The organism is Ferruginibacter sp., assembly GCF_028288465.1.
GTDB lineage: Bacteria > Bacteroidota > Bacteroidia > Chitinophagales > Chitinophagaceae > Ferruginibacter.
In genome coordinates, this window is the sequence record NZ_JAQBNR010000042.1 from 1 (window position 1) to 14303 (window position 14303).

At 42.9% G+C, this 14303-nt stretch carries 12 protein-coding genes; 9 read left to right on the top strand and 3 right to left on the bottom strand.

Translation table 11 applies throughout. The features are described 5' to 3' along the window. Positions 1–132: 132 nt before the first annotated feature. Positions 133–1569: an RNase adapter RapZ gene (locus JWR61_RS16155; RefSeq protein ID WP_301928785.1), complete on the bottom strand. Its 1437-nt coding sequence runs from the start codon at positions 1567–1569 to the stop codon at positions 133–135. Between the two features lie 213 nt (positions 1570–1782). Here JWR61_RS16155 and JWR61_RS16160 point away from each other — a divergent pair, with 213 nt between their 5' ends. Both JWR61_RS16160 and JWR61_RS16165 read left to right on the top strand, forming a co-directional pair. Then, positions 1783–3024, top strand: a complete 1242-nt coding sequence (locus tag JWR61_RS16160; RefSeq protein WP_301928786.1) for an SGNH/GDSL hydrolase family protein — start codon at positions 1783–1785, stop codon at positions 3022–3024. A gap of 165 nt (positions 3025–3189) precedes the next feature. Next, positions 3190–4065: an esterase family protein gene (locus tag JWR61_RS16165; RefSeq protein WP_301928787.1), complete on the top strand. Its 876-nt coding sequence runs from the start codon at positions 3190–3192 to the stop codon at positions 4063–4065. 245 nt (positions 4066–4310) lie between these two features. Here JWR61_RS16165 and JWR61_RS16170 read toward each other — a convergent pair whose 3' ends face one another. Further along, positions 4311–5162 (bottom strand): AraC family transcriptional regulator, encoded by an 852-nt coding sequence (locus JWR61_RS16170; protein WP_301928788.1) that lies wholly within the window; start codon positions 5160–5162, stop codon positions 4311–4313. A 166-nt stretch (positions 5163–5328) separates the two neighbouring features. Between JWR61_RS16170 and JWR61_RS16175 the strand changes: the two genes are divergently transcribed. The 3 genes from JWR61_RS16175 (at position 5329) to JWR61_RS16185 (ending at position 9594) form a co-directional block, all read left to right on the top strand. Beyond that, positions 5329–6807, top strand: a complete 1479-nt coding sequence (locus JWR61_RS16175) for a xylulokinase (protein ID WP_301928789.1) — start codon at positions 5329–5331, stop codon at positions 6805–6807. A gap of 193 nt (positions 6808–7000) precedes the next feature. Continuing rightward, positions 7001–8329 carry a xylose isomerase gene (gene xylA, locus JWR61_RS16180; RefSeq protein WP_301928790.1) on the top strand — a complete coding sequence of 443 codons (1329 nt, stop codon included), beginning with the start codon at positions 7001–7003 and terminating at the stop codon, positions 8327–8329. A 218-nt stretch (positions 8330–8547) separates the two neighbouring features. After that, positions 8548–9594: a glycoside hydrolase family 43 protein gene (locus JWR61_RS16185; RefSeq protein WP_301928791.1), complete on the top strand. Its 1047-nt coding sequence runs from the start codon at positions 8548–8550 to the stop codon at positions 9592–9594. A gap of 381 nt (positions 9595–9975) precedes the next feature. Here JWR61_RS16185 and pepE read toward each other — a convergent pair whose 3' ends face one another. Next, positions 9976–10779: a dipeptidase PepE gene (pepE, locus tag JWR61_RS16190; RefSeq protein ID WP_301928792.1), complete on the bottom strand. Its 804-nt coding sequence runs from the start codon at positions 10777–10779 to the stop codon at positions 9976–9978. Between the two features lie 49 nt (positions 10780–10828). On the opposite strand from pepE, the gene JWR61_RS16195 reads away from it, so the two are divergent. From JWR61_RS16195 to JWR61_RS16210, 4 genes are all read left to right on the top strand, one after another. Next, positions 10829–11926 carry a transglutaminase domain-containing protein gene (locus JWR61_RS16195; RefSeq protein WP_301928793.1) on the top strand — a complete coding sequence of 366 codons (1098 nt, stop codon included), beginning with the start codon at positions 10829–10831 and terminating at the stop codon, positions 11924–11926. A gap of 170 nt (positions 11927–12096) precedes the next feature. Then, positions 12097–12741, top strand: coding sequence for a DUF1080 domain-containing protein (locus JWR61_RS16200; protein WP_301928794.1), 645 nt, complete (start codon positions 12097–12099; stop codon positions 12739–12741). A 100-nt stretch (positions 12742–12841) separates the two neighbouring features. Next, on the top strand, positions 12842–13432 hold the full coding sequence (locus JWR61_RS16205) for a Crp/Fnr family transcriptional regulator (RefSeq protein WP_301928795.1): 591 nt from the start codon (positions 12842–12844) through the stop codon (positions 13430–13432). A 112-nt stretch (positions 13433–13544) separates the two neighbouring features. After that, a complete protein-coding gene (locus JWR61_RS16210; RefSeq protein WP_301928796.1) occupies positions 13545–14261 on the top strand; it encodes a pirin family protein in 717 nt (238 codons plus the stop codon). The last annotated feature ends 42 nt before the right edge of the window (positions 14262–14303 follow it).

Sequence of the window (14303 nt, forward strand, 5' to 3'; positions counted from 1 at the left end):
CTGCAGGTATTCAATATTTCTTTGCAATAAAGACTTGCCATTTACCAGCGCCAGTGCTTTGGGGTGTGTATCTGTCCAGGGTTTAAAACGGGTTCCCAGCCCGGCTGAAAATATCATGGCTTTCATAAGCAATTATCCTTTTGTTTCTGTTATCTTTTGTTCAATATGATTCACTACAATTTTCACCCCGTATTTATTTCTTAAATGTCTCGCCACTGCATCAGCAGCGTATACACTGCGGTGCTGTCCGCCTGTACAACCAAAATTGATGGTTAAATTTTCAAACCCACGGGCGATATAATCTTCTACTGAAATATCCACCACTGCATACACACTGCTTAAAAACTCCGGCATTTTAGTCTGCTGTTCCAGGTACTCCTTTACGGGCTTATCGCGGCCTGTTAATTTTTTATACTCCTCAATTCTGCCGGGGTTTAATATGCCCCGCATATCAAACACAAATCCGCCACCGTTGGTAGTTTCTTCTCTTGGATAACCACTTTTTATAAAAGAAAAACTATTCACTTTTACCAGCAGTGGCGTATCGGAACTGGCTTTAACCGGTTGGAATTTTTTAATTACTTCATCGGCTGTAATCAGGTGTAACAAGCGCTCAAACTCAGGTAATCCCAGCCCGGTGTTTTTATGTTGCATAAACCACCCGAGGTTTTGCAATGCCAGGGGAATGCTGGTTAAAAAATGTGCCTTTCTTTCAAAAAGGCCGCGAAAACCATAGGCGCCCAATACCTGTAATAAGCGGATCAATACATAACCGTTGTATTCTTCTTCAAATTTCGCCTTATCCACCGGTTGCTGTAACAGGTTTTCCAGGCAACCAATATAATACTGCAGCAGGCTGCTCTTCCATTCGTCGCCCAGGTTAGCCTTGGCCTGCCAGAGCAAAGAAGCAACATCATATTGCACTGCTCCCTTCATGCCGCCCTGGTAATCTATAAAATGTACTGCATCATCTTTAACTATAATGTTCCTGCTTTGAAAATCACGGAACATAAAATACTTATGTTCGGTATTAAATAAATTATTGCTGAGGGTTTCAAATTCATCTACCAGCTTTTCTTTATCGTACGCTATCTTCAGCGTGTCTAAAAAATAATATTTAAAATATAACAGGTCGCTCAAAATTGCCTGCTTGCCGAAAGCACTGCTGGTGATGCAGTAGGTATAATCCAGGCCGCTATCGCCATGTACCTGCAGGCCAGCCAATGCCAGCAGACTTTTTTGAAACAAATTATATACACGATCCGTAAACCCTTCCTCTTCCAGGATATTGAGCAAAGAAGCTTCCCCCATATCCTGTTGCAGGTAGGCCGTTTTGTTTTCATTTACGGCATATATTTCCGGCACCGGGCTACCACATTTTTTAAACTGTTCGCTAAAATACAGGAAGGCTTCATTTTCCTTTATATTATAATTGGTTGTTGCTATAAAAGAACGTTCCGCAGTTTTAATCCTGTAATAAACCCTGTCGCCCCCGCTTTGCGGTATGGTTTCAATGTCTGTTATGGCATCTTTGCAGTATTGTTTAAATAATTGTTTTATATGCTCCATAACCCCGTGTTATTAATGATTTTGGTAAAAATAGCCCATTTTGTTCATCGGCTAAAACTGCCGGCAGAACGCAATATTAAGGCTATTGGAGCGTTAGGCACGTATCAATGTTATTGTTGATAACAAAATTATACATTCTCTATTTCCAAAATATTTCTGACTGCTCAAATAACTTGCATAGAACAGTGAGATTTTGCTTTTAACCGATACACTATGAACCGTAAATTATTCCTTCCGCTGGTTTTAGGATTGATGCTTTGTTTATCCCATGGAGTGATTGCTCAAAAAAAAGTTGTCATTATGGGCTCTTCAACGGCGGCAGGATATGGCGCCACCAGTTATGCGCTATCCTGGGGTGGATTACTGGAAAGCAGTTTCAATGTAAATACAAGCGACGGAACTGATACCTTATTTTACAATATTGCTATCGGCGGATATACCACCTATGATGAAATGTATAGCGGTTGTTATGTACCGCCCGGAAGACCATCTCCTGACCCAATGCACAATGTTACCATGGCATTGAGTTATACGCCAGATGTGGTGATTATCAACCTGCCCAGCAATGACGAGGGTGCAGGATTTTCTATCAATGAAACCATGTATAACCTGCGGCAGATGTATAGTACCATTACCGCCTCCGGTGCCAAATGTTATATCACCACAGCCCAGCCACGTGATGACTATTCTGTAAGTCAACGGCAGGACTTATATGATATGAAGGATTCTATCCTGGCCCAGTTTGGCACTTTTGCCGTTAACTTTTGGGACGACCTTGTTACTTCCGACGGACTAAATATGCTACGGCCTGACAGAAAAGATCCTTATACAGATATGCATCCCAACGATCTTGGGCACCGGTTTCTTTTTGAGCGGGTACAAGCCAAAAACATTTTTGGATTTGTTGTACTGCCCTTACAGATCACCCGCTTTAACGGACAGTTAAAAAATACTGGTACGGAACTGAACTGGCACATAGAACAACAGGAACTAAACACTGTTTTTGAAATTGAAAGAAGTGCTACCGGGCTTGATTTTGAACCTATTTTTTCCCTTACCTCAGTTACACCCAACACTTCGGGTGATTTTGCTGCCACAGATAGAAATCCATTGCCTGGCCACAGCTTCTACCGGCTGAAAGTGACTGAACCTGCCCGTTCGCTGTATTCAAGTACCATCAGCATCAACAATAACAATAATGTACTTAAAATTGCCCGCTTATTTACCAGTAACAGTGCTTCTACTGTAACAGCAGATATCAGCAGTACAAAAAATGAGCTGGCTATTATTACTTTGGTGAACAGTGCGGGGGTTGTATTGAAGCAGACAAAACAATATTTAACCACTCCATCTACACGAATCAGTTTAGCTGTATCTCATTTGGCAGAAGGGAAATATTACCTCAAAGTTACCACGGCTGGCAATGCCCAGGCTACAAGGGCTTTTATAAAATAAAAAACTGAACTCATTATAAAACGGATACCATGCACAACGCAATGTATCCGTTTTTTATTTTTAGCAGTTTGACTACGCAAACAGGTGCTCCTGGTTTTTCTTTGTTGATTTATGGGCTGTTAATTTTTATTGTCGATATTACAGCCCAAAATAAACGATCGACACATGAAAAAACTTATCTCTTTTCTTTTCTTCATTTTTATCTGCGCCTTTTCTTTTTCCCAGGGAAAAGCCACGGAAAGCCTCGTTATCCACAGTAAGATATTGGGCAAAGATGTGAAGTATTCTATTTACCTGCCGGCTGATTATGAAAATTCGCAACGCAGGTACCCCGTGCTGTATTTATTGCATGGTTACAGCGACGACGAAACCGGCTGGACACAATTTGGTGAAATGCAAAAAATTACCAACGAAACCATTGCCAAAGGTGATGCCACACAAATGATCATCGCTATGCCGGATGCGGGTGTATCCTGGTATATCAATGATGCAGCGGGCAAAGTGCCGTTTGAAGATTTCTTTGTAAAAGAATTTATTCCCTACATCGATTCTGTTTATAAAACACGTAACAAGAAAGAATTTCGTGCTGTAGCAGGCTTATCAATGGGCGGTTACGGCTCTTTAATTTACGGAACAAAACACCCTGAATTATTTGCTGCCTGTGCGCCGTTAAGCGCTGCTGTTTGGAATGATGACCATATTGCTGAACTGCCGCAAACAGACTGGACCAACTATAAATTCAATGAATTGTTTGGTACCAATGCAGAAGGAAAAAAACACCTGACTGACACGTGGTATAAAAATTCTATCCTGAAAATTGTTGCCACCACTCCTGCTGAAAAACTGAACACCGTGCGTTTTTACATTGATTGCGGGGATGATGATTTTTTAATAAAAGGCAATATGGAATTACATGCACTGTTAACAGACAGAAAAATAAAACATGAGTTTCGCGTAAGAGACGGCGCTCACAACTGGACCTACTGGAGAACAGCCCTACCAGAGGTACTGAAGTTTGTCAGCGAAAGTTTTCACCGGTAGAGAGCATGTCAGATGGCTCATTTTTTGATGTCTGATTTTCTGAAATTCGGATAAAATTACGAATGGCAGTGTTTTTATAAAACGAGGTTAGATTTAATGCAATATTAAGATCGCCATGAGCAATTTCTCATGGCGATTTTGAATTTAGATTAATCCGCTGTTGTTATGAAAGTGCAAGCTCCTTCCAGGAAAAATAAAGTAACAACCCGGAAGAAATCAGCCATCAGACATCAAAAAATCCGCCATCAGACATTGGCCTTATCCTCAAACTCTTTGCGATACTGCGATGGCGTTAGTTGCTTTACCTGCTTAAATTGTTTGCTGAAATGCGCCCAGCTGTTGTAGCCGCTTTCGTAACAAATTTCCATTACCGGTTTGTTGCTGTTGGTGAGTAATTTACAGGCGTGGCTGATGCGCAGGTCCTGGATAAAATCAAAATAAGTTTTCTTGATGTTCTTTTTAAAAAAACGGCAGAAAGTGGGGATACTCATATCTGCAACATCTGCCACCTGCTGTAATGTTACCGGCGTCAGGTAACGTTTAAAAGAGAAGTCAATAATTTTTTCAATGGCAGGATTAATATGGTTGTTATGCGATGCAAAATTTTGTGTAAGCATGGTGTAATGCGGCGTGGTACTGATCTTCTGCAAACACTGCAACAGTGCATTCATTCGCTGGAAGCCTTTCATTTCCTGCAGCTCATTTATAAAGCTTGCAATCTCTTTTTTTAGTTTAGGATGTATTTGTATGCCGTCATTTTTTTGCAATAATTGGTACACTGATTTTAGTTCGGGCAGTTGTAAAAATTCCCGGCCAAAAATTTCCTGTTTAAAATGCACTACCACAGCACTGCCTGTTATTTTATGGTGCTGCTTTTTAAACCAGTGCGGCAAATTGCCTGCGATAAAATACAGGTCGCCGGGCTGGTACTCGCCTATAAAATCGCCAATCATGGCGGTTCCGTACCCCTCGGTAATCAGTATCAGTTCAAACTCTTCGTGGCGGTGCCAGTTGGTCTCAAAATCGGGCGTACGGTAGGTGCGGCAGGCAAAACTCTGGTGCTCTTCCAGGTGTATTTTTTGAATCAGTGTTTTCATAATGAATATCCATTAGCTGCTATCTTATCAACTATTTCGCATAAATGTATCAATAACTGATAAGATAGCATATTTTATTTTAAAAATAGCGGTTGTATAAACACCGTAAAAGCCGGACCTTTATCTTTTAAAAAACGATTGTATCATAGTGTTTTAAAATTGCTGTATGCTGTTATTAGGTATTGATGTAGGAACTTCTTCTATTAAAGTCGCCATTGTAGATGCGCAAACCCAACAATGTATTACCACGGTACAATACCCGGATACAGAAACCGGCATTACTTCATTGCAGAAAGGCTGGGCAGAGCAAAGCCCGGACATGTGGTGGGAAAATGTACAGCAGGCTATCCTGAAAGCAAACGCTACTAAAAAATACAATTCAAAAGATATCATTGCCATCGGCATTGCCTACCAGATGCACGGGTTGGTTTGTGTGGATAAAAACCAGCAGGTGTTGCGTGATAGTATTATCTGGTGCGACAGCCGTGCGGTAGAGATTGGCAACAAGGCTTTTGACGCCATCGGCCATGAAAAAAGCTTACAGCACTTACTAAACTCACCTGGCAATTTTACTGCCGCTAAGCTGGCCTGGGTAAAAGAAAATGAGCCGGAAAAATATGCGCAGATTGACAAGATCATGTTGCCCGGCGATTTTATTGCCATGAAGCTAACCGGTGAAATTACCACCAGCGTTTCTTCTTTGAGCGAAGGCATTTTCTGGGATTTTAAAAACCAGGAATTGTCAAAAGATGTATTCAATTATTTCGGTTTTGAAACTTCAGTAATACCGGAAATAAAAGAAGTATTTACTCCCCATGGTGGTATTCAGGCAGGCATCGCCGACAAGCTGTCTTTAACAGCAGGTATCCCGGTAGCATACAAATCCGGAGATCAGCCAAACAATGCTTTATCGCTGAATGTGCTGGAGCCCGGCGAAGTAGCAGCAACAGCGGGAACGTCCGGCGTGATCTATGGTGTAAGCGATCAGCTGGTGTACGATCAGCAATCAAGGATCAACAGCTTTGCACATGTAAATTTTACAGAAACACAGACAAGAATTGGCGTGTTGCTCTGCATCAACGGCACCGGCATTTTAAACAGCTGGATAAAAAATATTACCGGAAATAAATTCTCTTACAACGAAATGAACCAGGCTGCAGCTGGCATTGAGCCTGGCAGCAACGGTTTGCAGATGCTCCCTTTTGGCAATGGTGTGGAACGCATGCTGGAAAATAAACTGGTGCAAAGCCATATGCACAATATTGATTTCAACGTGCACAAACCAGCGCATTTATTCAGGGCGGCCCAGGAAGGCATTGCCTTTGCATTCCGTTATGGCTTTGATATTATGCGGGCAAATGGCATGCGTCCGTCAGTGATTCGTGCAGGCAAGGCCAATATGTTTTTGAGTGATGTGTTTACCAATTGTTTTGTAAATGCCACCAATGTTCCGGTGGAGTTGCACGACTGTGATGGCAGCGTGGGTGCGGCCAAAGGTGCAGGCATTGGGGCTGGATTCTACAAAACAGCGAAAGAAGCTTTCACCAATTCGAAACCGTTGGATCTGGTAGAACCTACACAGGCTAAATTATATGATGAACTATACGCAGAATGGAAACAATTGCTGGATAAAAATATGGGTTAGTTGAAAGGATGCCCTTTATGAATAACTATATCAATTCGGAAAAAAGCCGCCATGAAAAACAAATTATGAATGGAGCGTCGGCAATAAAGTTTAATTAAAAAGCGGTCGCCGGTCAAATAAACAAAACAACAATCAAACATACAATTTCTAAACTTCCTTATCCTTTTTTAAGATAAGGGCAAACTAAAAAAATATGTCAGTAGTAACAGGTAACAAAGAATTTTTTAAAGGCATCGGGCAGGTAAAATTTGAAGGTGTTGAAAGTGATAACCCTATGGCTTTTCGCTGGTACGATGAAAATAAAATCGTAGCCGGTAAACCCATGAAAGAATATTTACGTTTTGCCTGCGCATACTGGCATTCGTTCGTAGGTAATGGGGGTGATCCTTTTGGTGAACCAACGCATTTGCATCCCTGGAACGAAAAGGCGGATGCCGTGGAAAGAGCAAAAGACAAAGCGGATGCGGCTTTTGAATTCATTACCAAACTGGGTTTGCCTTACTACTGTTTTCATGATGTGGATGTGGTAGATTATACCAATGATGTAAATGAAAACGACCGCCGCCTACAGGCCATGACAGCATACCTGAAACAAAAGCAGGCTGCCAGCGGTGTAAAATTATTATGGGGTACGGCCAATTTGTTTTCTCATAAAAGATATATGAACGGCGCTTCCACCAATCCTGATTTTCATGTGCTGGCACATGGCGGCGCTCAGGTAAAAGCGGCGCTGGATGCAACCATCGCATTGGGTGGCGAAAACTATGTTTTCTGGGGTGGCCGTGAAGGTTACATGAGTCTGCTGAACACCAACATGAAAAGAGAGAAGGAGCACATGGCCCGCTTTTTACATACGGCAAAAGATTACGCCCGTAAGAATGGTTTTAAAGGCACTTTCTTTATTGAACCAAAACCATGCGAACCAAGCAAGCACCAATACGATTACGACAGTGAAACCGTGATAGGCTTTTTACGCCAGTTTGATTTGCAGAATGATTTTAAATTAAACATTGAAGTAAACCATGCTACTCTTGCAGGACATACTTTTCAACACGAGTTACAAGTAGCAGCCGATACCGGCATGCTGGGCAGCATTGATGCCAACCGCGGTGATTACCAGAATGGATGGGATACCGACCAGTTCCCCAACAATGTAAATGAACTGGCAGAAGCGATGCTGGTAATTTTAGAAGCCGGTGGCTTTGGCGGTGGCGGTATCAACTTCGATGCGAAGATCCGCAGAAACTCAACCGACCCTGCTGATTTGTTCTACGCACACATTGGCGGCATGGATACTTTCGCCAGGGCACTGATCGTTGCGGATGCGGTGTTGAATAAATCTGATTACAAAAAAATCCGCACCAACCGCTACGCCAGTTTTGATAGTGGCAAGGGAGCTGAATATGAAGCCGGCAAATTATCACTGGAAGATTTAAGAACTTATGCAGCTGAAAATGGCGAACCAAAAACCATCAGCGGTCAGCAGGAATATTTGGAAAATATCATCAACCGGTACATTTAATACAAAGGGTGGGTACCCCAAAAAGGGTGGCTCTCCTTGATACTTTTGCACCCGCAGTCTCCAGGTGGGTCACCCCAAAAGGGTGGCTCACCTGGAGACTTTTTTTCAAAACACAATTTCACCGGGTTATCAAAAAAGTATGGCTTAACGGTCACCTTTTAATACTCTACAAATTCACCGGGTGAGCCACCCTTTTTGGGGTGACCCACCCTCACCATATGCTACACTTCAATTACCGAACAGCTTTTTTTGTTGCCACATTGATGGCTGCATTTTTAGTCAGCTCTGCACAGCAAAAAAAGCGATTGCCTATTTCGCAACCGCTCATTACCAGCATCTATACAGCCGATCCTGCTGTGCATGTGTTCAATGGCAAAATATACATTTACAATTCGCACGATATCGATGCAGCTGTTCCAGCAAACGGTGATCATTTTGTAATGAAGGATTATCATGTGTTGTCGATGGACAGCATCGGTGGAAAGGTTACAGACAATGGTGTGGCGCTGGATATAAAAGACATCCCCTGGGCGGGCCGCCAGCTATGGGCACCCGATGCGGCTTATAAAAATGGTACCTACTATTTGTATTTTCCGCTAAAAGACAAACAGGATGTTTTCAGGATCGGCGTAGCCACCGGCAAAAAACCAACCGGTCCTTTTAAAGCCGAACCGGCGCCGATTAAAGGAAGTTACAGCACCGACCCCTGCATTTTTAAAGACAAGGATGGCAGCTACTATTTATATTTCGGTGGTATCTGGGGCGGTCAGTTGCATCGCTGGACAAATGGCGTGTACGATTCGACAACACCCCAACGCAAGCCGGATGAATTGGCGGTATTACCAAAAGTTGCGAAGCTAAACGCCGACATGAAAAGCTTTGCAGAACCGGCAAAGGAAGTTGTAATGCTGGATGAAAATGGCAAACCTTTTTACGAAGCCAGCAACGACAAACGTTTTTTTGAAGGCGCCTGGATGCACCTGTACAAAGGCAAATACTATTTCAGTTATTCCACCGGCGACACACATAATATCTGCTATGCCATGGGCAACAGCCCCTATGGTCCGTTTACCTACAAAGGCATTATTTTAAAACCCGTAGACGGCTGGACGAGTCATACCTCGATTGTACAAATAAAAGGCAAATGGTATCTGTTTTACCATGATGCGCAGCTAAGCGGCCAAACACATTTGCGCAACGTAAAAGTAACGGAGTTGAAATACCGGAAAGATGGCAGCATCATTCCCATTGATGCGTATAAATAATATTGGTCCGGGCTACAAAGCAATGTGGATCATCGTTGCCCGTCCGAACGGATTCATCCGGGCGGGCATCGCCCTCTTGTAAAATAGCAGCTTTTTTGAACGCCTTCGGTTTGTTACGATTTTATCTGCATAATAGTAACGTCAAGCCGCCTCCGCTGCATAAAATATTTTCACCGTGTTGACCAGGGTAGAAACATTACAATAAAAGCGAAAGGGCTTCCCCAGGTAAAATTTCCCTTTTTAATACCAAGGTGGGTCACCCCAAAAGGGTGGCTCACCTTGGTATTTTTTACACGCCGCAAATTTCCGGGGTGAGCCACCCTTACTGGGGTGACCCACCCCGGAAGTTTCGTTGTTCCCTTTGTGTGAAAGAACAACACCCTACAATAAGAACGAAAGGTCTTCTCCAGGAATGATTTCCCGCTTTGTGGCTTTTTCATTTTCATCCCAATAAAATAACATACCCGGTTGCCCTCCGGAAAATTGCAGGTGGGCAGCTTCCAGTTGTAAAAAAGTTCCTTCCGGCAACGCAACAATTGGTAAGCCAGGATTCATCTGCATAAATTCTTCCAGCCGCTGGTCACGGGTTTCACCATGATGGCCTGCTGGTTTTGCATTGGTATAATGTGGGTTAATTTGAAACGGCAACAAACCCAATGCATTAAAACTTTTGGGTGCAATCACTGGCATATCGTTCGTAGTGCCAATACCCGGGCCGGTAATATTTGATCCGGCGCTCCAGCCAATATAAAGTATGCCCTTGTTCACTTTATCACGGATAATATCCAGCAACTGGCAATCATAAATATCATGCAATAATTTAAAGGTATTGCCGCCACCTACCATGATCACATCAGCCTTTTCAATCGTCGCTTTGGCATTTTCCGGCTGTACGGTTATGATAGTATGAGGCAAGCTACCCAAACCCAAACGAACCATTGCTGCATAGGCTTCATAATCCCCATCTACCGATGCAAAAGGAATAAAGGCAATCGTCAAAGCGCTGTCACCCAAAAAGTTTTTAATGGGTTCCAGGGCTGTTTCCAGGTAACCACCGTTACCCGCTCTTGAACTGCTGAATACCAGCAACCGGTTTGTATGCATAGTGAAATTTAAAGTTGGCTGAATTTCAAAGATATTCTTTAAAGCGGCATTCACCATCATTGCAATTGCTTTGGAATGCATACCGCATTTTTCGCTTTTTGTTATGCTGAATTTATAATAATTTTAGTAGATGAAATCTTGCCTGTTTTCAATGTTGCTGTTAGGTTGTGTGCTTATTACAAAAGGCCAGCGGGGAAGTTATTTTATTCCAGCGGCGCAAACCTATTCTACCACATCCATAGCAAGTTACGTGCAGGATAATTTTACAACAGACCGCGATAAGCTGGAAGCTATTTATGGCTGGGTTACCGCTAACATCCGCTACGATAAAGACAGCATGTACAATATCAACTGGGGCGTGGATGAACATACAAAAGCAGCATCTACTATCAGGCGAAGAAAAGGTGTGTGCGAAAATTTTGCCACCGTTTTTACAGACATTGTTTCCAAATGTGGCATCCCGGCTTTTACCATCACGGGTTATACCAATGTCGCTGGCAATATCAAAAGAAGCGGCCATAGCTGGAGCGCTGTTCAGCTGGATAAAGAATGGCTGCTCTGCGACCCAACCTGGGATGCGGGTGTTGGTTACCATACCAACTGGTTTTTATTACCCCCGGCGCAGTTCATCGAAACACACATGCCTTTCGATCCGCTCTGGCAATTGTTACCGCAACCTGTATCGCAGCAGGAGTTTAACAATGGCCGTTCGGGTGCTAAAAAAAATGCCCTTGCCTGGAACGTCGCTGACTCGGTAGATAGCTTTATGCAACTGGATAGTCTGCAGCAACTGGAAGCAACTTCCCGGCGGATAAAGCAGGCGGGCACCAACGATGAAATGACCCGGGTTTGGCGGAATTATGTGGACATGAAAATTGCGATTGTATATGGCGATCAGGATATGAATTATTACAACGGCGCAGTGGCTGATCTTAACAAAGCCACTTCCATCTTTAACAATTTTGTTACTTACCGCAACAATCGTTTTATACCCGCCAGGCCGGATGTTGAAACTGCGGCCATGCTGAATCCCATCGATAAATTGCTGGCGGCTGCCCGCAACAAAATAAAACACATTGGTGAAACGGTAGAGAATGCACAGTACGATACCAGCAGCATTCAGGACCGGCTGAACCGCCTTGCGACAAGGGTTTTAGAGCAACAGGCTTTTTTAAAACAATATGTATCCAGCGAGCTTGCCAACAGGGAAAAGTTATTTTACAAGTAAGCAATTTCACATAACGAAACAACGGCAACAGAAGACACAAAGACTGGTTCAATATTATATTGATTCCTCTACTGCTTAAGCGACCGGTGTGGGAAACCCTTCAGATGAAACCCGGAAAAAACAAAGTAGATTCGTATCTGCAATTATTGTTTACTGATTAAATACATTTCATGAAAAAAGTCCTCCTGATTTTAGCAGTTTGTACCGCCTTGTTTTCTGTAACCGCGTTTATAGCAAAGCCTGCTGATGATGGCTGGGTTGCTTTGTTTGATGGCAAGACACTGACCAACTGGAAAGTGGGCGACCATGCGGCTACATTCAGCGTGCAGGATGGCACCATTGCAGTGCATGGCGAAACCGCCCATTTGTTTTACGATGGCCCAATACAGCAACACCAGTTTAAAAATTTTGAATTTAAGGCCGATGTGATGACTTATCCCGGATCCAACTCCGGCATCTATTTTCACACTGACTTTCAGCAGGGTGGCTGGCCCGCCAAAGGTTACGAAGTACAGGTAAACAATTCGCACACCGACTGGCGCAGAACTGGCAGCCTGTATGGCATACAGGACGTAAAAGAAGTGTATGTAAAAGACAATGAATGGTACACCGAATACATTAAGGTGGTCGGTAAAAAAGTAACCATAAAAATCAATGACAAAACAGTAGTAGAATATACAGAGCCCGAAAATTTGAAACGTGAAGGTGGTGATTCCTTACGCAGGATATCCAGCGGTACTTTTGCATTACAGGGTCACGATCCAAAGAGTGAAGTGCATTTTAAAAATATTATGGTAAAGGTTTTGCCAGAGTAGATTAATTTTTCAATTCCTTTTTAGTTTGCAAAGAGGCAAGCCCCTGTAACTGGCTTGCCTCTTTGCATTTATTCAAAACCTGAATGTTTACATTTGCTACATGAGCGTTCAAAAATTAATTGACAGTTTACAAAAGCATATCCATTTATCAAACACAGAGCAGGAAATGCTGTCCGATTTTTTAGTGTTTAAAGCCATTAAAAAAAGACAGTTCCTCCTGCATGAAGGCCAGGTAGCAAAGGAAGTCGCCTTTGTCATAAGCGGTTGCCTGCGCTCCTATTCCATCGATCCAAATGGCTTTGAACATATCCTTCAATTTGCGCCGGAAGGCTGGTGGATTACCGACATGTACAGTTTCATTTCTGAACAGGAAGGCCATTTAAATATTGATGCATTGATGGATACAGAAGTCTATCTATTAAGCCGCAAAAATCAACTCGCTTTATTTGACAAAATACCGGCACTGGAACGATATTTCAGGATCGTTACTGAAAATTCTTTGGTGAGCAGCCGCCAAAGATTGGTAGATAGTCTGAGTTTAACTGCCAGCCAGCGCTACGGCAATTTCTGCAACACTTATCCTACGCTGATACACGATCTGCCGCAAAAATTGATTGCTTCCTATATTGGCGTTACGCCGGAATTTTTGAGTAAGCTGCGCAATGAGCGTTCGAAAGTCAAAATATCTTAACCTACATTAAGCTGATTTCTTAACCTGCCTTATTGCAAATGGCAGGTGTTAATGTGCATCTTTGCAGTATCAATTTTTAATCAAACTTTTTAAAAATATAAATACTACAATTATGGCAAACACAGTATTACATAAAGCCGATACCCGTGGTGATGCAAACCATGGCTGGCTGCACAGCAAACACACGTTTAGTTTTGCAAACTATTATAATCCCGAAAGAATGCACTTTGGCGTGCTGCGGGTATTAAATGATGATACCGTTGCAGGCGGTAGAGGCTTCGGCACACATCCGCATGATAACATGGAAATCATCAGCATTCCGCTGGAAGGCGACCTGGAACATAAAGACAGTATGGGTAATGTAGCCGTTATAAAAAATGGCGAGATACAGGTGATGAGCGCCGGTACAGGAATACAGCACAGCGAATACAATAAGAGCACCAACAGCACGGTTAAGTTCCTGCAGATATGGGTGTTCCCCAACAAAAAAAATGTCACCCCGCGGTACGACCAGATTCCTTTAAACCTGGAAGACAGGAAAAATAAATTGCAGCAGATTTTATCTCCTAACCCTGATGATGCCGGTGTTTGGATCCATCAGAATGCCTGGTTTCATTTAGCCAATTTTGATAAAGGCACCACCACGGAATACCAGTTTAAGGCAAAAGGAAATGGCCTGTATGTGTTTAATTTAAAAGGCGATTTAAAAGTAGATAATCAGTTATTAAAGACCCGCGATGGCTTCGGCATCTGGGATACAGACAAAGTGCAGATTACAGCCGAAAGCGATGCTGAATTTTTACTGATGGAAGTGCCTATGACAATGTAATAGTGAATGGTCAGTGGTGAATCGTGAATAGGGAGCACAGTC